The following is a 23,496-nucleotide window of genomic DNA, read 5'->3' on the forward strand; positions in this document are numbered from 1 at the left end:
TAGAGACTTGGATGGAGGCTTGAGATGAGTTCACCTAGCCTGGTTCAAAATCTTCGCCAACAGGTCATGCAACGTCTGCCATTTTCTGTAATGGCAATCGCCGATGTTGATTTTTTTCTGACCTCTTGTTCTGAAGTCTATTTTGCTCCCGACGAGATCATACTGACACCCGCCGATGGCTCACCTGCTTATCTTTATTTGATTCGGCAAGGGCGCATCTCTGGCAGACGGGTCAATCCCGGCTCTGTTGAAACGGTCTTTGAAATGGAGCCAGGAGATTTATTTTCCTTGAGTGCGAGTCTTGCTGCGCGACCTGTGGCCGCGACCTATACCTCGATCACGGATTGCTTTTGTTTGAGATTGCCCACCGTCGCGCTTCAGGTGCTCTCGAGCCGTTCGCAAGCGTTTCGTGATTTTGCTAATAATCGTGTCTGGATGTTGCTTGAGCAGTCCAGGCAAGCCATGCGAAATAGTTTGGCTTCCAAGGCCTTGCATGAGCAGTCACTGGAAAGCCGCTTGGGTGATTTGATTCAACGTACGCCGGTCGTGACGCAACCGCACACCTCCTTGCGCGAAGCCTTGACGCTGGTCCATGAAAAGCAAGTCGGCTCCGTGCTCATCACCGAGGATGGTCATGAAATTTTAGGTATTTTGACCCGAGATGATGTGCTTAGTCGCGTGACCTTGGCAGGGCTGAGTTTGGATACGCCCATCAGTGTGGTCATGTCGAAAAACGTCAAGACCTTAACGGTCGATGATACGGCTGAAGAAGCTGCCGTCATGATGTCCCGATTTCGTATTCGTCACGTGCCGATCTTGGAGCAAGGCCGCATTGTGGGTTGTATTTCCCAGCGAGATCTTTTTTCTTTGCAACGCTTGTCTTTTGACACGATTAGTTCTGCGGTGCGGATGGCCGAGGATATCTCTGCTTTGCAAGAGTGCGCGGCCAATATCCGGAAGTTCGCGCGAAGCCTCTTGGGACAAGGTGTCAAGGCGCGACAACTCACGTTTTTAATCAGTCATCTCAACGATGTCCTAACGTCACGGCTGGTGACCCTGGTGGCGCACCAGCACGGGCTCGATACGGATGACTTTGCTTGGATCGCGCTGGGTTCTGAAGGGCGCAGTGAGCAGACGATCGCGACCGACCAAGATAATGCGCTAATTTACGTCGATCGGGGTGACGCAGCGCTCAAGGACCGCTATCTCTCGTTCGCCCGTGAGGTCAATGGTGCGCTTGACGCGTGTGGATATCCACTCTGCAAAGGCAACATCATGGCCAGTAATCCGATGCTGTGTCTGACGCAGCAAGAGTGGCGCAACCGCTTTGCGCATTGGGTTGAACATGGGCATCCCGAGGATGTGTTGAACGCTGGGATCTTTTTTGATTTTAGGTCGCTAGTCGGTAACGATCAGCTGTTAAAAATCCTGCGTACCGAGGTGACAGAAATGACGGCGACTACGCCTCGTTTTCTGAAGCTCATGGCCGAGGCTGCTCTGCGCAATACCGTACCCTTAAATTGGCTGGGCAGTTTGGACACCAAGAAGATCGAGAATAAGCAGGTCATCGACCTCAAAATGCAGGGGACGGCCATCGTGGTGGAAGTCGCCCGCATCTATGCTCTTGCGCATCGTATCGAGGCGCTTAATACGCAGGAGCGTCTAGCAGCTCTCGGACGGTTGGTGGGGGTTCCTAAAAAAGAAAGTACGGCTTGGATCGCGGCCTTTCAATATTTACAGACTTTACGGCTCTCGATCCAGCTGGATGGTGGCATGCTGGCCGACAATCCGAATGCACTGGATGTGGAGACGCTCAATGCGGTCGACCGAACAATCTTAAAGGGATCGATGGCGCATATCCGTTCATTACAGCAACGTCTCGAGCTTGATTATGTTCGCTGATCTGACACGCTGGATCGGCAGCCTTTTCGGACGCGTGCAAGAGGAAAAGCATCACGTTCAGCGTTGGATCATGCTCGATGTTGAAACAACAGGCTTGGACCCGCGCTCGGATCAATTATTAGCGATCGCTGCGGTGGCTTTGCGCTTTACGCCATCGACTGGGCTGCTCGAGGTGTCGGTCGGGGACAGTTTCGAAGTGGTGCTGCGTCAGGATAAGCCGTCGGGCAAGGACAATATCTTGATTCACCACATCGGGGTGCAGGCTCAGAGCGGGGGATGTGCTCCAGAGTTGGCGTTGGAGCAATTCAGAACGTGGGCAGGGTCGGCGCCTTTGTTGGCATTTCATGCCGCGTTTGATGCGGCGATGATCGAGCGCGCATTTCGACGCCATAAACTAGCCCCCTTAGTCAATGAGTGGCTGGATGTCGAACCCATCGCCCGTTTGGTGGGCGGCAATCCCAAAGCGCATGCCCTCGATGATTGGTTAGAATATTTTGGTATTGAATGTGCGGTCAGGCATCAGGCTGCGGCAGATGCTTTTGCAACGGCGGAGCTTCTGTTGCGCTTGTGGCCCGCCGCACGCAAGGAGGCCAATTCTTGGTCACAATTACGCACACTCGCCCGCCAAGCGGCGTGGGTGCCTCAATAATGCGCGAGCGTACGCAGGGATTTAAGGTTTTATGAATGTTCAAGACATAGTGATCGGATCCGGTCTGTTAATTGGATTGATCTTTGGTGCGACCGGACAGTTTTCTGGTTTTTGTTTAAATCGCGCGCTCAAAGAGTATTGGCAGTCTGGCGCCCTCCATAAAGCGCAGTCGTTCGTGCTGGCCCTTTGCGTGGCGGTCATCGGTACGCAGTCATTGGCTCAGTTTGGCTTGATCGATTTGAGTAAATCCATCTACCGTGGTCCAGTGTTTTCGTGGTTGCTCGTCCCTCTTGGGGGTGTCTTATTTGGCTATGGCATGATGTTGGCCAATGGTTGCGGCGCGCGCACTTTAGTGCTGTGCGCACAGGGGAATTTACGGTCTTTGGTCGTGTTGTTATGCCTGGGTATTTCAGCTTATGCGACGCTGACAGGGGTGCTTGGACCTTTGCGTCAATCCCTTAGCCAAATGACTGCAGTGCCTGGAGCCAGCATTGCCGACTTGCCCCTGGTGACGCAAGCCTGGCTAGTAGGGGCGCTCTTGCTCTGTCTCGCTGTCTTTAGTTTTTGGAAGCTTGCATTGCTCAAGCACAAAAAAGATTTGTTTGCGGGCTTTGTCATGGGGCTTTTGATTGTTGCGGGTTGGTTATCGACCGGCTGGTTGGCGTTTGATGAGTTCGAGCCTGTCAATCTCGTCTCTTTGACGTTTATCGCTCCGATTGGGGAGACTATTCAATACACGATGATCGCGACGGGGATGAAGCTTGGGTTTGGCGTGTCGAGCGTGCTGGGCGTTTTGTTGGGATCATTTCTGGTGGCTTGTCTGAGCAAGCGTTTACACCTTCAAGGTTTTAGCTCACCCAAAGAAATGTTGCGTTACATCACCGGCGGTGTGTTGATGGGCGTAGGAGGCGCTTTGGCGTTAGGGTGCTCGATCGGTCAGGGTCTGACCGGACTTTCTACGCTTGCGTTAAGTTCGGTGATCGCCATGGCGGGCATCTTGTGTGGAGCTCGCCTTGGCTTGCGTCATGGCTAACTGAGTCAGATTAACTGAGCCAGACTAAAGCGCTTGGAGCTTCTTTTCTTGTTGTTGTTTATGCCGCAACCAGATGAGTGCGACCGCCATGAGCACCACCGGAAACAGCGAAGTGAAATTCAAAATATCCCAACCTGAGGTTGTGACCAAGGCGCCAGAACTAAACGAGGTGATCGCCATGGTGGCAAACACAAAGAAGTTGATGATGCCTTGTGCCTTGTCTTTTTCTTCGGGTCTGTAGGCGGTCATCGCCAAGCTCGTCGCGCCGGTAAACAGGAAGTTCCAGCCTACGCCGAGAATAAAGGAGGAGAGCAGGAACTGATAGACCTCAACACCTGAGAGCGCGATCAAAATACACACAAAATTCAGGACGATGCCCAAAATCATAATGCGGTAGGTACCGAATTTTTTAATCAGTGAGCCTGTGAAAAAACCGGGGGCGAACATGCCGATGACGTGCCATTGCAGTACCAGCGCCGCATCTGAAAAAGGCAGTCCACAGACCTTCATCGCGAGAGGCGTCGCGGCCATGAGCAAATTCATGACGCCGTAACCTAGGGCGGAGCTGACCGCGGCGATCAAGAAAACAGGCTGCTTTAATAGCTCGAAGGTGCTGCGTCCGGGAGGTAATACTTTTTTGACCGCAACTTCATCCGGAAAATGAATGAAGTTCATCACGATCAAGCCGAGGATCCCTGCTACGGTCAGCGTCAGGTACGCGCCGAGAAAGGGCGTGTCAAAAGAATCTTTGGTGAGTGCGGCCAAGTTGGGACCAGCAACAGCACCCAAAATACCTCCCGCGAGAACCCAAGAGATCGCCTTGTCGCGCAAACTGATGTGGGTGAGTTCTGCCGCTGCGAATCTGTAGAGTTGACCATTCGCGCTGTAGTAGCCGGCGACGAATGTCCCAAATGTGAGCAACCAGAAGTTTTTCGAATAGGCGGCATAGCCACAGATCAGTGAGGACAACACGGCCACCAGTAAACCTAATTGAAAGGATTTTTGTCGACCATATTTTTTTTGTGTACGTGCGACGATGCCGGTGGAAAGCGCGCCTCCCACAACATATCCCATGATAGGGAGCGTGGCCATCCAGGTGATGTTTGTCAGGCTCAGACCGACGAGGCCATTGATGGCGACAAAGGTAATGTTGTTGGTGAGAAAGATGCCCTGACACAAAATCAGTAACACCAGGTTCTTATTAAACAAGCGCGGCGAATTTTCCATGAAGCTGATTAAAGCACAACCTAAGGTTTGATAATTTCGGGAGAGAGATATTGCACTGCACGATAATTGGTGAGAAAGACTTGGCCGCTCAGATGTTTAAGAAAGTCTGATTTTTCCAGACGATCCATAACGGGCCCTTTAACCTCAGAGAGGTGCAAGCAGATATCTGACTCATGCAAGCGCTTTACGATCGCCTCAAGACTTTCCAGCGCGCTGGCATCGATATCATTGATCGCGGAGCACTGAAGCACGACATGTTTGAGTTGAGGGTTGCTCGCGACTTCAGCGTTGAGTCGATCTTCGATGTTTCGTGCATTGGCAAAGTAGAGGCTTTCATCGATCCGCAGGCATAGGACTGTTGGGCTTGTAAGAACTTCGTGTCGCAACACGTTACGAAAGTGTTCTGTACCAGGAACGAGGCCGATGGTGGCGATATGCGGCTGGCTGCTGCGGTATAAGTGAATCGCGAGCGAGAGGGCAACGCCCGCAACCAGTCCGATTTCGACGCCGAATATCAAGGTCGCCAATAAGGTGAGGGTGGCTGCAGCAAAGTCTGCCTTGGCAAAACGCCACGTATGTTTAAAGATGCTGAAGTCCACCAGCGAGAGGACTGCGACGATGATTGTTGCGGCAAGCGTGGCATGGGGGAGATAAAACAAAGCCGGGGTGAGAAAGAGCGATGCCAAGGTGATCCCGACAGCTGTAAAGAGTCCTGCCGCGGGCGTGCGAGCGCCGCTATCAGCATTGACGACAGAGCGGGCAAAGCCACCGGTGACGGGAAAGCCTCCAGTCAAGGAGGCGGAGACGTTGCAAGCGCCTAGGGCAACAAGTTCTTGATTGGGTTCGATGCGCTCGCGTCTTCTGGCAGCCAGTGTCTGACCGACTGAAACAGACTCAACAAAGCCGACGATGCTGATCAACAAAGCAGGAATAAAGAGATCTTTCCAAAGCTCCACATCGAACAAGGGGGCTGTCAGCGGCGGTAATCCTTGAGGCACAGCGCCCACGACTTTAAGCCCCATGCTTGGCCAATCTAGTTGCCAAGCGAGTATGGTCGTGACGGCGATCGCCATTACGGGGCCTGCTTTGGTCACAATGTCTGCGGCGAGTTTGCTCAGCCCCAGTTTGATTAATAGAGGTTTAAGTTGTTGTCTCACCCAAAAGAGAAACACCGTGGCCAATGCGCCAACGACAAGCGTCAATACATTGGTGTTGGGTATTTGTTGCAGTAGGGACCATACCAAGGAAAAGAAATTGTCGCCAGAGGCTTGGACGCCCATCAATGTTTTGAGTTGACTTGCGGCGATCAGCAGACCGGAGGCTGAAATAAAGCCGGAGACAACAGAATGGCTGAGAAAATTAGCCAGAAAGCCGAGTCGTAGAAAACCCATGAGCAGGAGCAAGCCGCCGGAAATGAATGCCAGTGTCAGCGCGATTTGCCAATAGCTGTGCACGCTAAGGGCAGCTTGCTCGCCAACAGCGGCAGCTGTCATCAAGGAGACCACTGCGACAGGGCCGACGGCCAAGACGCGACTCGTACCAAGTAGGGTATACATCACTAGCGGTGCTGCACTGGCGTACAGGCCGACCTCGGGTGGTAAGCCCGCCAGCATGGCATAGGCCAGGCTTTGGGGAATGAGCATGATGGTGACAATCAATGCCGCGATCAGATCGCTCACTAATAGCTCGCGGTTGTAGTGTGCCCCCCATTGCCGCACTGGCAAAGTCGGAAGTTTCATCCGTGAGCGGTTCAAGATTTTTTGCTGGACTGCGCGCGCTCGGCGATTTCAAAACCCATCATGCCGACGAGCATGGCGACGACGAATATCAGCGCTTTTTCGTGACCGGCCGCCATGGAGACAAGGACCGGGCCTGGACAAAATCCAGCCAAGCCCCAGCCTACACCAAACATCAAACTACCGATGACCAGACGTTTGTCGATGTGGGTGGACTTCGGAAGGTGCAAGGCGCCACCAAAAAAATTAGTCGTTCGTTTTTTTGCCAAGGTGAAAGCAAAAATCCCCACTAAAATTGCGCCCCCCATGACAAAGGCGAGTGATGGGTCCCATTGGCCAAAGAGATCAAGAAAACCGAGCACTTTGGCGGGGTTGGTCATGCCAGAAAGAATGAGCCCCAAGCCAAAAAGCAATCCTGCGAGAAATTCGAAAACACGAAGCATGTTGAGTGCTCCTTTAAATGAGGTGACGAACAACATAGACCGTCAGAAAGCCGGCGGCCATGAAGGAGAGTGTGGCGACTAAGGAGCGCGGTGACAGGCGAGAGAGACCGCAGACGCCGTGACCAGAGGTGCAGCCTGAACCGTAACGCGTACCGAAACCCACTAAGAGACCCGCAATCACGAGCATCACGAGATCTGCATCGATTTGGGGTGGCGTCATGAGTTCAGCGGGGGCAAGTAGTTTAAAGAGCCATGGCGAGGCGAACATTCCTGCCAAGAAAGCGAGACGCCAAAACGTATCGCCCACTTTGGGCGGTAATAGCCCACCTAAAATGCCGCTGATGCCCAGTACGCGGCCATTGATGAGGATAAAGAGTGCGGATGCGACTCCGAGAATGATGCCACCGGAGAGCGAGCTCCATGGCGTGAAATGGGCCCAATCGATATTCATGCGCTGACTCCTTCTTTGATGCAGAATTGTGAATACAAGACTTCCATGACGGCGAGTGCTTGCGGACTGGAGAACTGGTAGTAAATATTTTTTCCCTCGCGACGCGTCTTGACGAGTTGCTCATTTCGCAGGACCGTGAGTTGCTGAGAGAGGGTGGGTTGAACGATGCCGAGCGAGCTTTCAAGCTCGCTGACGCAGCGCTCACCTTGTGTGAGTTGACACAAGATCATGAGTCGGTCTGGATTGGTGAGGACTTTCATGAGTCGGCAGGCATTGGCTGCAGAGGCTTGCATGGTGGCTAGCTCGAACGGTGTGGTGTCTTTTGAAATCATTATGAGAGTCGTTGTGTAGAGTTGAATTTTCGCAAATTATAATATATTTACATACAATTTGTATAAGTATATAATATTTATATGCCATCTGTTTGTTTCGATTTTTCGCTTTAAACGCTTAGGAGTCAGCATGAGCAATACCAATACAAAACCTTTGGTGCATGGTCTTTTTGATCCCGCAACCTGGACGGTCACTTATGTTGTGTATGAAAAGCCGGGTTCGGCTTGCGCCATCATTGACTCCGTACTGGATTACGACCCGAAATCAGGTCGCACCAAATACACCTCTGCGGACAAAGTGATTGATTTCGTGCGTGCCAACAACCTCACGGTTGAATGGATTCTGGAGACGCATGCGCATGCGGATCACCTGTCGGCTGCACCTTATTTAAAAGAGAAACTGGGCGGCAAGATCGCCATTGGTGCTCAAATTACAACCGTACAAAAGGTGTTTGCTGGTGTTTTTAATCTTGAGCCAGAGTTTCGTCAGGATGGTTCTCAGTTCGACGCCCTGATCAAAGAAGGTGAGCCTTTCAAGGTCGGCGCACTTGTGGCCCATGCTTTAAATGTGCCGGGACATACGCCAGCGTGCATGGCGTATCAGTTCGGTGATGCGGTGTTTGTGGGCGATACGTTATTCATGCCCGATGTGGGAACGGCGCGTTGCGACTTTCCAGGCGGCGATGCCAAAACCTTGTATGCCTCGACACGCCGACTGTTAAGTTTGCCGCCTGAGACACGCTTGTTCATGTGTCATGACTATCCGCCAGCAGGCCGTGCGGTGAAGTTTGAAACGACTGTCGCCGAGCAACGAGTCAACAATATTCATGTCCATGATGGCGTGAGCGAGGCGCAGTTTGTAGAAATGCGCACCAAGCGCGATGCGACGCTTGAAATGCCTGTACTGATTTTGCCTGCCGTGCAGATCAATATTCGCGCGGGTGAGTTGCCGCCCAAGGAATCTAATGGCGTGTCTTATGTCAAGATTCCTCTCAATGCTTTGTAAGAAAAGAAAGATCGGGTTTCTACTGCTGTTTGAATTCGATCGGAACGAGCGCGGTTGAGGGCATGGCTTCTTGACCTCGTTTGGCAGGAATAAAACGCCATTGTTTAACCGCCTCGTGCGCCGCTTGATCGAGGCGCTGGAAGCTGCTGCTTTTTTCAATGCTGATGTCTAAAACAATACCCTGAGCATCTAGGTTGACCCGTAAAAGAACGGTGCCTTCTTCACGAAGCCTTTTTGATAGGGCAGGGTAGACAGGGTTCGGTCGATGTAGATAATTCGGGTCGACATGTGCGGGAGTGAGCGGGAATGTTGCGGGCTCGCTGCGCTGTTGCACAGGACCCGCGGCTTTTCCAGAGTCTGCACTCGTTGCGCTTTTCACTCGGGTTTGGGCGGGCGCCTCTGGCATCGAGCTTAAATCGGGCTTTTGGGAAACTGTTGGTTCAATGATTGGCTCAACGGTTGGCTCAGCAGTTGGTGCAATTTCAGGTTCGGGTGCAGAGGGAGAGTCCATAGGGGCAGCTACGGGTGCTGGTGGCTCTTGCGTGGCTTCAGGCGCAGACATTGGCTCTGGCTCAGGCTCTGGCTCAGACTCCGGCTCAGGTGATGGTGTCTCTTGAGCACGTTGCGCTGTCTCTAGCGTAACGGGAATGACAATACCGGATTGTCCTGCGGTCGCATCAGGGTCGGCCTCAGGATCCGAAACGCCGAACCAGCCAAAGTGCGAAAGCAACAACACAATCACCAACACATGAACGAAAGCGACCACGATCAGTGTTGCACCCAAAGATGAGCTTGTCTTGGCTTGATAGGCGAACGGCTTGGGTGGTGCGTTGATTGATGTAGGCATTTCAGGTGTGGATATGGTCGAGTGCATAAAGTAGTTTAGAGGTTTTCAGCTAATATTTGCGATGAAGTGTTTTGATCAATCCTGTTTTAAACAAGTTAGGGTCCTTAATGAATACGATCTCACCTAAAAAGCGCGCGACCATCACCATGGCATTTTTGGTGGCAGTGATGTCTTTCTGCTCCCCGTTTAGGGTCATGGCCTCCGAGGTAGTGGCGGGTGATTTGAAACTCATGGCCCCCTGGGTTCGTGCTTCTGTGCCTGGTCAAGTCAACGGCGCAGGTTACGTCCAGATTGAGAATAAAGCCAAGCAAGGGGATCGTCTCGTCTCTGTGAGTGCCTCGGGGGTGAATCGAGTGGAGCTGCATACGATCATTAATGAAAATGGGGTGGCAAAAATGCGAGAAGTCACAGGCATCGATGTGCCAGCAAGTGGCTCCGTCAAGCTCTCACCAGGCGGGTTTCACATCATGTTTTTAGGACTGAGCGAGCCCTTTAAGGCAGGTACTACGGTACCGGTCACGCTGAAGTTTGAAAAAGCAGGTGAGGTCAAGGTCAATTTCGAGATCAAACCTCCCACCTACAATCCTGGAGCCGCATCCGGACATGGCTCGCACCGTCACTAAGCACAAAGGCCTTTGATGCTCGGAGTCACCGACTATCCTGCGTTTGTAGTGGCGTTCATCATTTTTTTGTTGATCCCCGGTCCAGGCAACCTCGTGTTGATTACTTCAACGACAAAAGGCGGCATTCGGGGCGGCTTTGCGGCAGCTCTGGGAGTCATTTTGGGCGATCAGGTGTTGGCTTGGATGGCCCTCGCGGGTTTGGCTGCCTTACTGGTGACGTCGCCCGTCGCGTTTGAGGTCGTGCAATGGCTTGGTGCGGCCTATCTTTTTTGGCTCGGTGCCAAGATGCTGTTGGCAAAGCCTGGTGCAGCCCCCGTGCTCAATATCAAGCCCTATCACTATCTCCGACAGGCGCTTGTCATTACTTTGCTCAATCCGAAAGCCATCGTTTTTTACATGGCTTTTTTCCCTTTGTTTGTGGATCCTGTTCAAAATAAAGGGCTAGTCACCTTTGCCTTTTTAGCCGCGACCATTGCCGCACTGGCATTTTTGTATTCCGTTGTAGCGATTTTATTAACGCATTTTTTAGCGGAGCGACTTCGCACCAATCGCTACATTTCTTTTGCTTTGGAAAAATTAGCGGGGCTTTGTTTAGTGGGCTTCGGGCTCAGGCTAGCGCTGTCACGCTAAGCCCAAGCCCTGGTTCATGACTGGGCAAAGTATCAGACTCAGGACTTATTCTGTTCCACCACCATATGCGTGTGGGCGGCCTTGAGCAAGGGGCAGGCGACTCCTTTTTGAACACCGGCTTCAATCATTGCGCCCAGAATATGTTCGTGTTCTGTTTGATGGCCTTGCGTCAAATCACGAAGCATGGAGGCGGCAAAGCTTGAGCCCGTTTTAGTGAGCATCGCAAGGGCTTTTTGTTGAGCGCTTTCTTTGGTTGGAAAGCCATTGGCCTGAGCGATGGCACAGCTTTCCGCATAGAAACTGGTCATGGTCTCCTTGCCCCAAGGCGTGTCCGCGATTTTGCCAACATGACCTCGGCACAGTGTCGTCATGCCCGCGAGCGTAGCGAGAAAGACCCACTTGTCCCACAGTGACTGTTCGATATTTTCGCTATAGGTATTGTCAAAGACTGCCTTGTCGCACAAGGCAGAAAACGCACGCGCGAGAGATTCGTGCGCAGGGTCGCGGTGTCCGATGGTGAGTGCGTGGAGATCGGTGAGTTGTTTAACAGCACCGCTCTTGGTGATGGTCGCGGCGATATGGGCGACGCCTCCCATGACGCGGCTACGGCCAAATTTTTCATCTAGGATCTGGATGTGTCGCAGTCCATTGAGGACTGGCAAGATCACACCTTTGGTGCTCGCGGCGCTCACAGAGTCAAGCGCATCGTCAAGATCGTAGGCCTTAGGTGCCAGCACAATCAGATCATATTCGGGCTTGAGTTGGTCGCGCGTGACGGATTTTGGGCGAAGCGTGAAATTTTCTGTTGGGGTTTCAACGACTAGACCTTCGGTCTGAATTTTTTCATGTCTCTTTTCTCGCAGCAAATATGTGACATCAGCGCCTGCCTGCATCAGTCTGGCACCAAAATAACCGCCGACGCCACCTGCACCCAAAATTAGAATTTTCATGCTTTCTCCTATTGATCTCTTATCTTATCGCTTTGACGGACTGTCTGCTACGCATCGTTCAAATACGCTATGCTTTTGACTGTATTGCCAACATCCACCATTTCAGTTCTGGAGAGTGCTTTGAAAAAATTGCGTTTAGCTTCGGCATTGCCTGGCGCCTGTGCCTTGTCTTTTGCATTAGCCTCTATTTTTGCTCCAGCGGAATCCTTGGCGCAAGAGTTTCCTAAAGGTCAGACCATCACGATCGTCGTCGGTTTCGTCCCGGGTGGTGGCACGGACACTGCAACTCGGATTGTGGCTAAAAGCTTGTCCGCGAATCTTGGGCAGCCTGTCGTGGTTGAAAACCGACCCGGTGCAGGTGGCGTGATTGCGACGCAGGCGGTGGTCAACGCAAAGCCCGATGGCACAACGCTGTTGCTGGGAACAATCGGCCCGATGGCTGTGTCACCCCATTTGATGAAGTTAAATTTTGATCCACTCAAAGATCTTGCGCCCATCACGATGGGTGTTAATTTCCCCAATGTCTTGGTCGTACCCCCTGAGTTAAAGGTCAATACGCTGGCTGAGTTGGTCACTGTCGCCAAAAAAGAACCCGGAAAACTGACCTACGCTTCTACCGGCGTGGGTTCGGCGGCACATTTGGCCGGTGAGCTTTTCGCTCAGCGTGCTGGTGTGGAGCTTATTCACGTGCCCTACAAAGGCGGAAGTGCCGCAATGATTGATTTGTTAAGTAGCCGGATTGACGCCTATTACGCAACACCTACGACGAGTGTGCAGCATGTCCAGACTAAAAAACTCAAGGCTTTGGCCACAACAGGTTTAAAGCGGACCGATTTGATGCCTGATGTACCAACGATGGCTGAGTCTGGCTACCCCGGCTTTAACGCGACCAACTGGTATGCCTTTGTGGCGCCCGCCAAAACACCAGCTCCGATCCTGGACCGCTGGAATACAGAAATTGTTAAGGTGCTGAATGATCCAGAGGTGCGCGCGCAGTTGAACAAGCACGGATTGACGCCAGACCCGACTACCCGTCAGGAATTGGCCGATTTTATGGCCAAGGAGTCAGCAACGTGGAAACAAGTCGTGAAAGAACGTAATATCAAGCTCGAATAAAAGTTCTTCTGACAAAGATTTAGGTTTTTCTATGGCTGGCGCCTTTAGCAGCATCTTGAAGTCCTCTCGCGCACCTTTTAAGGTGCGCAGTTTTCGTTATCAGTGGATTGCGGATTTGGCGACGTCATGGGCCTTTGAGATGGAGATCCTTGTGCTCGGCTGGTATGTATTGGTCGAGTCTGGCTCAGTACTGTTGCTCGTGGTCTATGGTGCCTTGCAATACACGGGCGCACTTATTTCGCCTTTTATGGGTATCGCTGGCGATCGCGTCGGCTATCGCACTCTGTTCATGTTGACGCGAGGTCTTTACGCTATAGCAGCCATGACCATCGCGATGCTCGCGTTTTTTGACTTGTTGAATCCACTCACTGTGATCGCGGTTGCGACCGTTGTCGGTTTGATTCGTCCCTCTGATTTAATGATGCGCTATGCACTGATCGGTCAGACCCAACCGAGTGATCAGTTGACTTCTGCGTTGGGTATTTCTCGTATGACCTCCGATTCTGCGCGTATCGCAGGCGCTTTGGCCGGGGCAAGTATTTTTGCGCAATTTGGTATGGTGCCCGTGTATGTCAGCATTACTTTTCTTTATTTAGTGAGTTTTTATTTCTCAATGAGCGTGGCGGGCAAGCCTGAGCATGAAGGTGTGGTTCATACTTCCCGTCCCTCGCCATTGACTGATTTGCATCATGCCTTTTCGTACGTTTGGGCGAAACCCGTTTTGATGGGAACAATGAGTGTGGCATTTTTGGTCAATTTTCTGGCGTTCCCTTTTTCTTTGGGGTTATTGCCCTATATCGCACGCTCGATTTACGATGTGGGGCAGGAGGGACTTGGCACACTCAGCGCCAGTTTCGCTTTCGGAGCGCTGCTCGGCTCGATCGTGTTAGGGAGTAACCGTTTTTCATTAGGAACTGGGCGTGCACTCCTCGTTGCCACGGCGATTTGGTTTGGTTTATTGATGCTCTTCGGGCCCACAACGCATTTCTTGCTCGGAGTGCTGATCTTAATTTGCGCCGGCTTCGTACAAAGTATTTGTCTTGTGCCGTTGGCGGCAGTGATGTTGCGCGTCATTGAGCCTCAATATCGGGGTCGTGTCATGGGGCTTCGAATTCTGGCGATATGGGGTTTGCCGTTCGGTTTGCTGATCGCCGGACCCTTAATTAACACCGTTGGCTTTGTTGCGACGACGCTTTTATATTCAGGTTTAGGATTGGCAGCCACGATCGGGATTGCGGTTAAATGGCGCAGTTCGATATGGTGCAAATCCGCGCCCGCCAACCAGCACGGTTAAGGTGCTGTTGGGGAGCGCTCAACAAACAGCGAACCTAAGTCGGTCCCAGATTTTTTTTACAAGCCTTCAACAATACGGATGTCGCGTTCGGCTGAGCCCGTCCCCAAGGCGCGAATGGCCTCTTGGTAGGCTGGGCTGTTGTAGGCAGCCAATGCGGCATCTACGCTTTCAAACTCAATCAATACCGTGCGTTGTTTGACACCCGCTTCTTTGATGGCGGCCGCCTCATTGCGTGCTAAAAATTTGCCACCCCCTGCGGTCAGAGCAGGGCCGGCAAGCTTGGCGTAGGCCGCCAACGCTTCTGGGTTGGAGATTGAACGGTAGGCACTGATCCAATATGCTTTTGCCACGATGACCTCTTTGATGTGTGTAAGGAGCCTAAATGTATGTAAGGAGCCTAAGTTAGGTGGACAGACACTATATCAAGCTCAAGGGCTTGAGGTCAGGAGGCATGCATCATTTCTTTTTTGTTCTCTGCAAATGATCGCGGTTTATGTTAGGGTTCATACTAATACGGATGAATAATTAAAAAGTCCGGAGACAGGCACTAAATACGCACGATATACGCACGACGATACGCGCAATAATACGCCCGACAATGCGGGTGTTAGATTGACTTAACCTTTTGATTCGAATGAAGATTTTTTACGGTTGGAAGATGGTGTTTGCTGCGGCCTCGCTGCAGTTTATCCAGTCGATGATGTTGCATCAGGCTTTTGGTGCGTATGTTGCCGTGCTGATTCAGGAAAAGCAGTGGAGCAAAACCTCTGTTTCCGGTGCGTCGGCCATGATGTCAATGGAAGCTGCCGTGATTGGTCCGCTTTTGGGATGGTTTCTCGACCGTTTCGGCTCGCGGGGGGTCATCAAGGTCGGTGTCATTTTCTTTGGCATTGGCTTTATGCTGATGAGCCAAGTCGATACCTTGCTGAGTTTTTACGGCGCCGTGGTGGTGATCGCGATTGGTTCCTCGATGGCCGGCTACTTTCCCTTGAACGTAGGCGTAATCCAGTGGTTTGAAAAAAAACGCGCGCGGGCGTTATCGATGGTGGGTCTTGGTCTGGCGCTCGGAGGGATGTTCGTTCCCATCATCGCCTGGAGTATCGAAAGCATCGGCTGGAGAGAGACGTCGTTCGGTTGCGGCGTCGTGGCGATCTTGGTGGGGTACCCCTTGGCCTGTATTTTTCGACGTCGTCCTGAGGATTTTGGTGAAACGGTCGATGGACTGGGTGCCCAACGCACCACGGCTATCGATGTGAAGGGCAGCGAGAGCCCAGAAAAGGCTGAGCCTGAGTTCACGGCCAAGCAAGCGCTAAGAACTCAGGCATTTTGGTTACTATCGGCAGGCCACGGTGTCGCCTTGATCATTGTGACCGCCGTCAATACGCATGCGATCAATCACATGCGTATTTCTTTGGGATACACCATCGCTCAAGCTGCTTTTTACATTACGTTGATGACGGGTTTTCAGGTGGTTGGCGTGTTGCTGGGCGGTGTGCTGGGTGACAAATTACAAAAAAACCGTGTGGCGGCAATCTGCATGACCATGCACATGGTGGGCATGTTGATGCTGACCTATGCAGTCGGACCTGTCATGTTGGTTCTTTTTGCGGTTTTTCATGGCTTGGCCTGGGGGATTCGTGGGCCTTTCATGCAGGCCATCCGTGCTGACTATTTCGGTCGAAAATCGATCGGTATGATTCTTGGGCTTTCCGCCATGTTGACGGCCGTGGGGCAGGTGTCAGGACCCTTGTTGGCTGGGATCATGGGGGATGCGACGGGTACCTATGATTTGGGCTTTACCGTGCTGGCTTTAATTGCTGGTGCCGGGACATTTTTATTTTGGTTTGCCAAGCCACCAGCGTTTCCTGGAATGCCGATTAAGGCCCAAGAAGCATGAGGCAATGACAGCTTTAGTTGGTTGCTCTCTGTTAATCTACTAGTATGATTTATTTAAGAATTTTAGCGGCTCCTTTGATGCTGCTGCTATCGGCGTGCATCACCCTCGGACCTGATTACGATCGCCAGCAAGCCACGCAATGGAACACTGAACCAGAGACCTGGCAGCAAGCTTTACCGCATGAGGGCGACCCTGTGGCGCTTGTTGCATGGTGGTCGCAATTCAAAGATCCTGTTTTATTTGAACTCATCAAACAATCCCAAAAGCAAAGCAACAGCATGGCGCAAGCTGCATTGCGAATCGCTCAGTCGCGGGCATTGTTGGTGACCGCAGATAGTGCTGCGCTACCGGTACTCAATGCTTCGGGTGGGCTATCGAGAGGTACTTATCAGCTTGGTGGTCCTGTCATTATCGCCACCACCGCTCAAGCGCAGCTTCAAGCAGGCTGGGAGATTGATTTGTTTGGCGGTTTGGCGCGAGGCAGTGAAGCTGCGCGCGCACGCTTAGCCGCTCAGGTCGCAAACTGGCATGAGGCGCGTATTTCTGTTTCGGCGGATACGGCGAGCCTCTACACCAACTTTCGCAGCTGTGAGCAACTCGCTCAGCTTTCGCGTTCAGATGCGCAGTCACGCAAGCAAACGGCTAGTTTGACGCAGGAGTTGGCACAAACAGGATTTCAGTCGCCCGCCAATGCTGCGCTCGCGCGCGCCAGTGCGGCCGAGGGCCAAGGTCGTGAGGTGGCGCAGCGCGCTGACTGTGACTTATTGATCAAAGCACTGGTCGCGCTCACCGCGCTGCCTGAGCCCGAACTCCGCAGTCTTCTCGCCAAGGGTGCACGGGTTCTCCCACAACCGGCTATGCCTGTCGTGCAGCGTGTGCCGGCTCAGGTTTTATCGCAGCGTCCCGACTTGGCGGCGGCTGAGCGCGAGTTGGCCGCAGCGAGCGCGGATATTGGGGTGCGAGAAGCCGAGCGTTTTCCGCGTTTGTCGCTGCTTGGCAATATCGGTCCGTTAAGTTTTGAAACGGCTGTGGCGTCGATCAGCGCGACGTCCTGGTCGATCGGCCCTTCATTAAGTTTGCCTATCTTTGATGGCGGTCGTCGGGCTGCAAATGTGGAAACCGCCAAAATTGCCTATGAAGTCGCCGCGACGAATTATCGGACGCAGGCACGTCGCGCGGTCAGAGAGGTCGAAGAGGCCTTGGTGCGACTCGATAGTTTGAATCAGCGAGAGCGCGAAGGTTTGAATGCCTCTAAGGGCTACCACGAATCATTACAAGCGGCGCAGGCGCGCTACAAGTTCGGGCTGGCGAGTATTCTCGACCTCGAGGAAACAAGACGATTGTCGGTCAACGCAGATAATATTTTGGCGAATGTTCGGCGTGAGCGTGTCAATGCCTATATCGCCTTGTATCGGGCCGTTGGTGGTGGCTGGGATGCCAAGGACCTGGCAGCGGTCGTGCGCACTGTGCAGGAAAACCCTAGTGAAATTTTGACAGGCAAGCTCCAATAATGAAACAACATTTTGCTTTAATGCGTCATTCTTTGTTGGGCTTGTCGCTGGTTTTAGCAGCTGCATTGTTATGGTTATCGACGCCCGCTCTCACAGCACCGTCAGGGACGGCTCGTCCCGCGCTCACTGTTTCCGTCACAAAACCAAGCTTGATCGCGCTCCCCTCGACCATTCGCGCGAATGGCAATATCGCCGCTTGGCAAGACGCGTCGGTCGGAGCGCAGGTGGGTGGGCTACGGATTGCCGAGGTGCGCGTCAATGTGGGAGACCACGTCAAAAAGGGCCAAGTGTTAGCGGTCTTTGCTCAGGATAACGTGTTGGCCGATCTGGCTGTGCAAAAAGCCCAAGAGTCCGAAGCGGTTGCGGCACTCGCCGAGGCCGAAGCCAATGCGTCACGCGCGCGTAGTCTAAAGACCTCTGGCGCATTGTCTGCCCAGCAGATTAGTCAGTATCTGACGGTGCAACAAACAGCGGCTGCGCGGGTCGAGGCGGCGCGCGCGCATCGGCAGTCGCAGGAGCTGCGGCTGAAATACACCGAAGTCCTCGCGCCGGATGATGGCGTGATCTCTGCCCGCATGGCGAGTGTGGGCGCAGTCGTGCCGGTCGGCGCTGAGCTCTTCAAAATGTTGCGACAAAACCGTCTTGAATGGCGGGCCGAGGTAGTGTCCGAGGAACTCGGTCGAATCAAGGTCGGCATGCCTGTGGATGTTTTTCCTGCGAGCTTGGCCAAGGGGCAGCCACCCGTGATCGGTAAAGTCCGTGTGATTGGACCGACCGTCGATCCCCAAGCACGTACTGCGATTGTCTATGTGGATTTGCCAATCGCGCAGAGCGATGAGACGCCCATCCGCGCCGGCATGTTTGCTTCAGGCACATTCAACCTAGGTGATCGCCAAGGGTTGACCTTGCCACAAGAGTCCGTGGTGATGCGTGATGGGTTTAGTTATGTATTCAAACTGGGTACGGACCAGCGCGTCGAGCAAGTGCGGGTTCAAACAGGACGCCGAGTGGACGTCCGCGTCGAAGTCCTCTCCGGCCTCTCCGCCGCGGATACGATTGTCGAGTCTGGCGCAGGTTTTTTGACCCATGGTGATCTAGTCTCGGTTAATCGGCCATGAACTTTTCTGCCTTTTCCATCCGTCACCCGATTCCAGCAATATTGCTGTTTATTTTGCTCTCGATCGCTGGAATTTTGTCTTTCAGAGCTATTGGGGTGCAGGACTTTCCCGACATCGAATTGCCTATTGTGACAGTCGAGGCGAGTCTGCCGGGTGCCGCGCCTGCGACGCTTGAAACAGAGGTCGCGCGTAAACTGGAAAATTCGATCGCGACCTTGCAGGGCATCAAGAATATGTACACCAAGATTCTTGAAGGCGCGGTGGTGATCAATGTCGAGTTCGTCCTTGAAAAAAACGTCATGGAGGCGGTCAACGACGTGAGAGACGCAGTGACACGCGTGCGCGCCGACTTGCCTGCTGATGTACGAGATCCGACGATTTTGCGTGCGACGACAGCGGGACGTCCGTTGATGACGTATGTCATAACATCTGCGCGGATGGACCAGGAGGCACTCTCTTGGTTTATTGACAATACCGTCACCAAACAGCTCTTAACCGTTAATGGCGTGGGTCGTGTCAAGCGTATGGGCGGACTCAATCGAGAGATTCGCGTCGAGCTTGATCCTGCACGGATGGCAGCCTTGGGTGTGACCGCGGCCGATGTTTCGCGTCGCTTAAGGATGATTCAGCAGGAGGCCCCTGGTGGGCGCGGGGATATCGGTGGCGCCGAGCAGGCCGTTCGCACGATCGCTACGGCAGAAACGGCTCAGGATTTAGGTAAGATCGACTTGTCTTTATTAGACGGTCGTCGCTTGCGCCTGGATCAAATCGCGACAATTTCAGATACGACCGCCGAGCGACGTTCAATCGCTTTAGTCAATGGAAAGCCGGTCGTCGCTTTTGAAATCATGCGTAGCAAAGGCGCCAACGAGGTGACGGTCGCGCGTGATGTACGACAAGTGATCGAGGGTCTTCAGGCCGCGCATCCAGATATCTCTTTTTCTGAACAAATCGATAACGTCGCGATGACCGAGGAAAACTTTGATGCATCGATGCATCTTCTCTACGAAGGGGCGATTCTGGCAGTGTTGGTGGTGTGGTATTTCCTCAGGGATTGGAGAGCGACGATCGTGTCGGCGGCAGCGCTGCCCTTGTCGATCTTGCCAGCTTTTCTGGGGATGTATTTGTTCGGTTTCACTCTCAATATGGTCACACTGACGTCATTGGCGTTGGTGGTCGGTATTTTGGTCGATGATGCGATCGTCGAGGTTGAAAATATCGCGCGTCATTTGCAAATGGGTAAAACGCCTTTTCAGGCTGCTATGGATGCGGCCGATGAAATCGGCATGGCGGTGATCGCGACGACCTTCGCATTGATCGCTGTCTTTTTACCGACTGCGTTTATGGATGGTGTGCCAGGTAAGTTTTTCAAGCAGTTTGGTTGGACTGCCGTACTCGCGATTATGGCCTCGCTCGTGGTTGCGCGGTTGCTGACGCCAATGATGTCTGCGTACTTGATGAAGCCGCTCGGAGGCAAGCATGCGCAGCCCCGACCCGATAGTTGGGTGATGCGTCATTATCTCAAGACCGTCTCGTGGTGTTTAGGCCACCGGTTAGTCACTCTTTTCTTTGCCTTTGCTTTTTTTGCGGGTTCGCTCGCGTTGGTGCCTTTGTTGCCCAAGGGGTTTGTTCCTCCTGCCGATCGTGGCCAGACCATGGTCAATATCGAGCGCGCGCCAGGCAGTACACTTCAAGACACGCTACGCGCGGCGGAGTTGGCCAAAGACAAGCTCTCCCGTATTCCAGAGGTGCGCAGTGTGTTTAGCGCTGTGGGAGCGGGCGTCTCGGGCGATGTCTTCGCAAGGGGGTCGGCTGGCGAGGTTCGTAAGGCGACGCTCACCGTGATGCTGAACCATCGTTCGGAGCGCAGCAAGACACAGCAGGAAGTCGAAGCTGATATCCGTGATGTTCTCGCCAAGGAACCCGGTGTGCGCATCACAGTCGGCGCGCAAGATGTCGGCGTCAAAATGCAAATCGTGCTGCAGAGCGAGGATCCTGTCGCGCTTAGTAAGGCTGCCCAAGCAGCCGAAAGAGATTTACGCACACTGAAGGACGTAGGGGGCGTCACATCGTCAGCGAGTTTGGTGCGTCCAGAGCTGATCGTTCGCCCAGATTTCGCGCGTGCGGCGGATCTAGGCGTGACCGCCCAGAGTATTGCGGAAACGTTGCGCATCGCTACCAGTGGTGATTACGACGTGGGCTTGGCCAAACTCAATTTGGCAGAGAGACAGATTCCGATTCGTGTCAGGCTCCCGGACGCGACGCGCACCGACATCGCGGCACTCGAAAGACTCACTGTTCCTGGGCGCTTTGGGCCGATCTTGCTGGGCAATGTCGCTACATTCACAATGGATAGTGGTCCGGCCCAAATCGACCGACTCAACCGTAGCCGGAATGTCATTTTAGATGTGGAGCTCGGTGGACGGCCCCTTGGTGAAGTGTTTGCCGAGGCAATGGCTTTGCCGAGCCTGAATAATTTGCCGCCTGGTGTGCGACTTGCGGAGCTTGGAGATACCAAGGAAATGCAGTCATTGTTTGCAAGTTTTGGCTTGGCGATGATGATTGGTCTATTGTGTATTTACATGATTCTCGTCTTGTTGTTTCATGATTTTTTACAGCCAGTCACGATTCTCGGGGCATTGCCTCTCTCGATCGGAGGCGCCTTTGTCGGCTTGCTTCTCACGGGCAAAAGTTTTTCCATGCCTTCGCTGATCGGACTCTTGATGTTGATGGGGGTTGTCACGAAAAATTCGATCTTGCTTGTCGAATATGCGATCACGGCCAGGCGCAAAGGGATGTTGCGCGACGAAGCGCTCATTGATGCCTGTCATAAGCGCGCACGCCCCATTGTGATGACGACCATCGCGATGATCGCAGGCATGATTCCTATCGCGATCGGCTGGGGTTCAGATCCAAGTTTTCGTTCGCCGATGGCGATTGCTGTGATTGGCGGCTTGATGACGTCGACTTTGCTGAGTTTGTTGGTGATCCCAGCGGTCTTTACCTACATTGATGATTTGGATCAGTGGCTACGACGTACCCGTAAAAAGCTGTTTGGAGACAAGGTCGTCGAACAGACCACCTAACCAGACTTATGATCTTTACGTGGGTTGAACCGTGTAAAAAACAGGGCCTTGTGGTTGAAAATTTCGCCAGTTTGTTCTGATTGCACTCAGGTTGTAATTGGCACCCAAGGGGATGTAGGGCACATGATCAAGAACCTCCAACTGGATTGCCTCACATATTTTTTTTCGCTCCTCCAGCGTGTCAGCAAAAAACCAGTCCATGCGCAAGGTTTCGAGTTTTGGATTGGTCGGCCAGCCAAACCAGCCTTGCGTACCTATTCCCCGAATGCCTAAATTGGACGCCGGGTCGAGATTGCCCGTGCCGGTGAGGGCGGTGAAGCCCACGTTCCAACCACCTGCTTGAGGCGCTTCTTGATTGTTACGACGTTGCAGGTAGGTCCCCCAGTTCATGGCACGCAATTCGGTTTTGAGACCGAGTTGTTTAAATAAATCTTCTGTCACCAGCGCACAGGCGTGATAGGGGGCGGCATCCACGGGATCTAGGATGACAATCGTCTCGCCCTTGTAGCCCGCCTCTTTGATCAGCCCACGCGCCCGCGCCATGTCGCGTTTGCTATTGAGTTTTTCCATGCCCGCCTCAGAAGCCATTGGCGTGCCTGGCGTAAAAACGCCACATTTGTCATTCCAGTACTCAGGAAAGTCCGCGCCGTTAGCCGCCATCATGTAATTGGTTTGACTCACCACAGACAGAACGGCGCGACGCATCGCTACGTTGTCAAAAGGCGCATGAAGATGATTAAAACGCATGATAAAGATAGACGGCAAGGCACTCTTGATTAAGGCGATACGCGGGTTTTTGCGCAGCATCGGAATAAAGTCATTGTCGACTAGCTCGATACCATCAACCTCGTTGTTTTGTAGCGCTGCGACTGCGGTGGCGCGATCTGGAATGATGAGCCATTTAAGGGTGTCGATATGCGCAATCTTGGGACCTGCAGTATTGCTTGCAAGGCCATCGATGCGTGGCACATAGCCTGTTACTTTGGTGTATTCCACCTTTGACCCTGATACCCATTGTTCAGGTAAAAAACGAAATGGTCCGCTTCCCATGACTTCTTTAATGGCAATATTGTCTGGCGTATTGGCCAACCGCGTGGGCATGATAGAGGCGGAGGGTGAGGCGAACGTATAGGGCAACAAAGAAAAGGGTCGGCTCAAAGCAATGACGACCTGCTTGTCGTGTGTCGCGACGATCTCGGTGACGAGACTAAAGAGCGTTTGTCCGAGCAGATTGCGTTTGCCAAAGCGTTTGAGACTCGCGACGACGTCTTGAGCCGTCACAGCTTGGCCGTCGTGAAAGCGCAAGTCCTCACGTAAGGTCAAGGTCCACTGAAGCTTGTTGTCTGAAAGCGTAAAACCAGCGAGCATCTGAAGCTGTGGTTGATACTGCGCATCGATTCCGAAGAGCGTGTCATAGACCTGCAGAGCATGGCAAGCAGTAATCCCCGCAGTGGTAAATACCGGATCTAGCACTGAAAGATCTGTCGCAGGCACCCAGCGAAAGGTGACCTTGGGTGTTTGTGCTGACAGCTTGAAAGGGGTCCCGAGCAGGCCTATTGCGCTCGTCGTTGTGGTGATAAAAGTGCGGCGATCCATAGAGGTTCTGCTCAAGTTGTACACCAATGTTTAAGTCAAATCGTTGAAA

The 23,496-nt window shown here is 52.9% G+C and carries 21 protein-coding genes; 12 read left to right on the forward strand and 9 right to left on the reverse strand.

Annotated features, from left to right (window positions below):
* Positions 1-24 precede the first annotated feature (24 nt).
* The 3 genes from AC8GE9_RS04360 to AC8GE9_RS04370 are packed head-to-tail and all read left to right on the forward strand — an operon-like array spanning position 25 to position 3,584.
* On the forward strand, positions 25-1,902 hold the full coding sequence (locus AC8GE9_RS04360) for a DUF294 nucleotidyltransferase-like domain-containing protein (RefSeq protein WP_506675894.1): 1,878 nt from the start codon (positions 25-27) through the stop codon (positions 1,900-1,902).
* Positions 1,892-2,551 carry a 3'-5' exonuclease gene (locus tag AC8GE9_RS04365; RefSeq protein ID WP_506675895.1) on the forward strand — a complete coding sequence of 220 codons (660 nt, stop codon included), beginning with the start codon at positions 1,892-1,894 and terminating at the stop codon, positions 2,549-2,551. The genes AC8GE9_RS04360 and AC8GE9_RS04365 overlap by 11 nt, the downstream gene beginning before the upstream one ends.
* A gap of 31 nt (positions 2,552-2,582) precedes the next feature.
* Positions 2,583-3,584: a YeeE/YedE family protein gene (locus tag AC8GE9_RS04370; RefSeq protein WP_506675896.1), complete on the forward strand. Its 1,002-nt coding sequence runs from the start codon at positions 2,583-2,585 to the stop codon at positions 3,582-3,584.
* 24 nt (positions 3,585-3,608) lie between these two features.
* On the opposite strand, the gene AC8GE9_RS04375 is transcribed toward AC8GE9_RS04370, so the two are convergent.
* From AC8GE9_RS04375 to AC8GE9_RS04395, 5 genes are read right to left on the reverse strand one after another with little or no spacing between them, the layout of a single operon-like run.
* A complete protein-coding gene (locus AC8GE9_RS04375) occupies positions 3,609-4,811 on the reverse strand; it encodes an MFS transporter (RefSeq protein WP_506675897.1) in 1,203 nt (400 codons plus the stop codon).
* A 20-nt stretch (positions 4,812-4,831) separates the two neighbouring features.
* On the reverse strand, positions 4,832-6,550 hold the full coding sequence (locus AC8GE9_RS04380) for a SulP family inorganic anion transporter (RefSeq protein ID WP_506675898.1): 1,719 nt from the start codon (positions 6,548-6,550) through the stop codon (positions 4,832-4,834).
* Positions 6,551-6,561: 11 nt separating this feature from the next.
* Complete coding sequence (locus tag AC8GE9_RS04385; protein WP_506675899.1) at positions 6,562-6,990, reverse strand: DUF6691 family protein; 429 nt, start codon at positions 6,988-6,990, stop codon at positions 6,562-6,564.
* Between the two features lie 13 nt (positions 6,991-7,003).
* A complete protein-coding gene (locus AC8GE9_RS04390; protein WP_506675900.1) occupies positions 7,004-7,441 on the reverse strand; it encodes a YeeE/YedE family protein in 438 nt (145 codons plus the stop codon).
* Complete coding sequence (locus AC8GE9_RS04395) at positions 7,438-7,773, reverse strand: ArsR/SmtB family transcription factor (RefSeq protein ID WP_506675901.1); 336 nt, start codon at positions 7,771-7,773, stop codon at positions 7,438-7,440. The genes AC8GE9_RS04390 and AC8GE9_RS04395 overlap by 4 nt, the downstream gene beginning before the upstream one ends.
* Before the next feature lie 130 nt (positions 7,774-7,903).
* Here AC8GE9_RS04395 and AC8GE9_RS04400 point away from each other — a divergent pair, with 130 nt between their 5' ends.
* The gene (locus AC8GE9_RS04400; RefSeq protein WP_506675902.1) at positions 7,904-8,779 is read left to right on the forward strand and encodes an MBL fold metallo-hydrolase; all 876 of its coding nucleotides are present in this window, start codon (positions 7,904-7,906) and stop codon (positions 8,777-8,779) included.
* Positions 8,780-8,798: 19 nt separating this feature from the next.
* On the opposite strand, the gene AC8GE9_RS04405 is transcribed toward AC8GE9_RS04400, so the two are convergent.
* Positions 8,799-9,626, reverse strand: coding sequence for an energy transducer TonB (locus tag AC8GE9_RS04405; RefSeq protein ID WP_506675903.1), 828 nt, complete (start codon positions 9,624-9,626; stop codon positions 8,799-8,801).
* Positions 9,627-9,733: 107 nt separating this feature from the next.
* On the opposite strand from AC8GE9_RS04405, the gene AC8GE9_RS04410 reads away from it, so the two are divergent.
* Both AC8GE9_RS04410 and AC8GE9_RS04415 read left to right on the forward strand, forming a co-directional pair.
* Complete coding sequence (locus AC8GE9_RS04410) at positions 9,734-10,249, forward strand: copper chaperone PCu(A)C (protein ID WP_506675904.1); 516 nt, start codon at positions 9,734-9,736, stop codon at positions 10,247-10,249.
* Between the two features lie 15 nt (positions 10,250-10,264).
* Complete coding sequence (locus AC8GE9_RS04415) at positions 10,265-10,879, forward strand: LysE family transporter (RefSeq protein WP_506675905.1); 615 nt, start codon at positions 10,265-10,267, stop codon at positions 10,877-10,879.
* 38 nt (positions 10,880-10,917) lie between these two features.
* Here the strand turns inward: AC8GE9_RS04415 and AC8GE9_RS04420 are convergent, their stop codons facing one another.
* Entirely contained in the window at positions 10,918-11,829 is a 912-nt protein-coding gene (locus AC8GE9_RS04420) for a ketopantoate reductase family protein (protein ID WP_506675906.1), read from the reverse strand.
* 120 nt (positions 11,830-11,949) lie between these two features.
* Here AC8GE9_RS04420 and AC8GE9_RS04425 point away from each other — a divergent pair, with 120 nt between their 5' ends.
* Together AC8GE9_RS04425 and AC8GE9_RS04430 are read left to right on the forward strand one after the other, a co-directional pair.
* Positions 11,950-12,945: a Bug family tripartite tricarboxylate transporter substrate binding protein gene (locus AC8GE9_RS04425; protein ID WP_506675907.1), complete on the forward strand. Its 996-nt coding sequence runs from the start codon at positions 11,950-11,952 to the stop codon at positions 12,943-12,945.
* A gap of 31 nt (positions 12,946-12,976) precedes the next feature.
* Positions 12,977-14,239, forward strand: a complete 1,263-nt coding sequence (locus AC8GE9_RS04430; RefSeq protein ID WP_506675908.1) for an MFS transporter — start codon at positions 12,977-12,979, stop codon at positions 14,237-14,239.
* A 56-nt stretch (positions 14,240-14,295) separates the two neighbouring features.
* Here AC8GE9_RS04430 and AC8GE9_RS04435 read toward each other — a convergent pair whose 3' ends face one another.
* Positions 14,296-14,589 carry a DUF1330 domain-containing protein gene (locus tag AC8GE9_RS04435; protein WP_506675909.1) on the reverse strand — a complete coding sequence of 98 codons (294 nt, stop codon included), beginning with the start codon at positions 14,587-14,589 and terminating at the stop codon, positions 14,296-14,298.
* A gap of 284 nt (positions 14,590-14,873) precedes the next feature.
* Here AC8GE9_RS04435 and AC8GE9_RS04440 point away from each other — a divergent pair, with 284 nt between their 5' ends.
* From AC8GE9_RS04440 to AC8GE9_RS04455, 4 genes are all read left to right on the forward strand, one after another.
* A complete protein-coding gene (locus tag AC8GE9_RS04440) occupies positions 14,874-16,136 on the forward strand; it encodes an MFS transporter (protein WP_506675910.1) in 1,263 nt (420 codons plus the stop codon).
* Positions 16,137-16,213: 77 nt separating this feature from the next.
* The gene (locus AC8GE9_RS04445) at positions 16,214-17,647 is read left to right on the forward strand and encodes an efflux transporter outer membrane subunit (protein WP_506675911.1); all 1,434 of its coding nucleotides are present in this window, start codon (positions 16,214-16,216) and stop codon (positions 17,645-17,647) included.
* Positions 17,647-18,765, forward strand: a complete 1,119-nt coding sequence (locus tag AC8GE9_RS04450) for an efflux RND transporter periplasmic adaptor subunit (protein WP_506675912.1) — start codon at positions 17,647-17,649, stop codon at positions 18,763-18,765. Before AC8GE9_RS04445 ends, AC8GE9_RS04450 begins: the two co-directional genes overlap by 1 nt.
* Entirely contained in the window at positions 18,762-21,851 is a 3,090-nt protein-coding gene (locus tag AC8GE9_RS04455) for an efflux RND transporter permease subunit (protein WP_506675913.1), read from the forward strand. Before AC8GE9_RS04450 ends, AC8GE9_RS04455 begins: the two co-directional genes overlap by 4 nt.
* 15 nt (positions 21,852-21,866) lie before the next feature.
* Here the strand turns inward: AC8GE9_RS04455 and AC8GE9_RS04460 are convergent, their stop codons facing one another.
* On the reverse strand, positions 21,867-23,447 hold the full coding sequence (locus AC8GE9_RS04460) for an ABC transporter substrate-binding protein (protein WP_506675914.1): 1,581 nt from the start codon (positions 23,445-23,447) through the stop codon (positions 21,867-21,869).
* Positions 23,448-23,496: the final 49 nt, after the last annotated feature.

It is taken from the genome of Zwartia lucis, assembly GCF_965234455.1.
Classification (GTDB): Bacteria; Pseudomonadota; Gammaproteobacteria; order Burkholderiales; family Burkholderiaceae_B; genus Zwartia; species Zwartia lucis.

Bases quoted from the DNA above. Each gene is read 5' to 3' on its own strand.
- AC8GE9_RS04360 (WP_506675894.1), top strand. From the start codon at position 25: ATGAGTTCACCTAGCCTGGTTCAAAATCTTCGCCAACAGGTCATGCAA.
- AC8GE9_RS04365 (WP_506675895.1), top strand. From the start codon at position 1,892: ATGTTCGCTGATCTGACACGCTGGATCGGCAGCCTTTTCGGACGCGTG.
- AC8GE9_RS04370 (WP_506675896.1), top strand. From the start codon at position 2,583: ATGAATGTTCAAGACATAGTGATCGGATCCGGTCTGTTAATTGGATTG.
- AC8GE9_RS04375 (WP_506675897.1), bottom strand. From the start codon at position 4,811: ATGGAAAATTCGCCGCGCTTGTTTAATAAGAACCTGGTGTTACTGATT.
- AC8GE9_RS04380 (WP_506675898.1), bottom strand. From the start codon at position 6,550: ATGAAACTTCCGACTTTGCCAGTGCGGCAATGGGGGGCACACTACAAC.
- AC8GE9_RS04385 (WP_506675899.1), bottom strand. From the start codon at position 6,990: ATGCTTCGTGTTTTCGAATTTCTCGCAGGATTGCTTTTTGGCTTGGGG.
- AC8GE9_RS04390 (WP_506675900.1), bottom strand. From the start codon at position 7,441: ATGAATATCGATTGGGCCCATTTCACGCCATGGAGCTCGCTCTCCGGT.
- AC8GE9_RS04395 (WP_506675901.1), bottom strand. From the start codon at position 7,773: ATGATTTCAAAAGACACCACACCGTTCGAGCTAGCCACCATGCAAGCC.
- AC8GE9_RS04400 (WP_506675902.1), top strand. From the start codon at position 7,904: ATGAGCAATACCAATACAAAACCTTTGGTGCATGGTCTTTTTGATCCC.
- AC8GE9_RS04405 (WP_506675903.1), bottom strand. From the start codon at position 9,626: ATGCCTACATCAATCAACGCACCACCCAAGCCGTTCGCCTATCAAGCC.
- AC8GE9_RS04410 (WP_506675904.1), top strand. From the start codon at position 9,734: ATGAATACGATCTCACCTAAAAAGCGCGCGACCATCACCATGGCATTT.
- AC8GE9_RS04415 (WP_506675905.1), top strand. From the start codon at position 10,265: ATGCTCGGAGTCACCGACTATCCTGCGTTTGTAGTGGCGTTCATCATT.
- AC8GE9_RS04420 (WP_506675906.1), bottom strand. From the start codon at position 11,829: ATGAAAATTCTAATTTTGGGTGCAGGTGGCGTCGGCGGTTATTTTGGT.
- AC8GE9_RS04430 (WP_506675908.1), top strand. From the start codon at position 12,977: ATGGCTGGCGCCTTTAGCAGCATCTTGAAGTCCTCTCGCGCACCTTTT.
- AC8GE9_RS04440 (WP_506675910.1), top strand. From the start codon at position 14,874: ATGAAGATTTTTTACGGTTGGAAGATGGTGTTTGCTGCGGCCTCGCTG.
- AC8GE9_RS04445 (WP_506675911.1), top strand. From the start codon at position 16,214: ATGCTGCTGCTATCGGCGTGCATCACCCTCGGACCTGATTACGATCGC.
- AC8GE9_RS04450 (WP_506675912.1), top strand. From the start codon at position 17,647: ATGAAACAACATTTTGCTTTAATGCGTCATTCTTTGTTGGGCTTGTCG.
- AC8GE9_RS04455 (WP_506675913.1), top strand. From the start codon at position 18,762: ATGAACTTTTCTGCCTTTTCCATCCGTCACCCGATTCCAGCAATATTG.
- AC8GE9_RS04460 (WP_506675914.1), bottom strand. From the start codon at position 23,447: ATGGATCGCCGCACTTTTATCACCACAACGACGAGCGCAATAGGCCTG.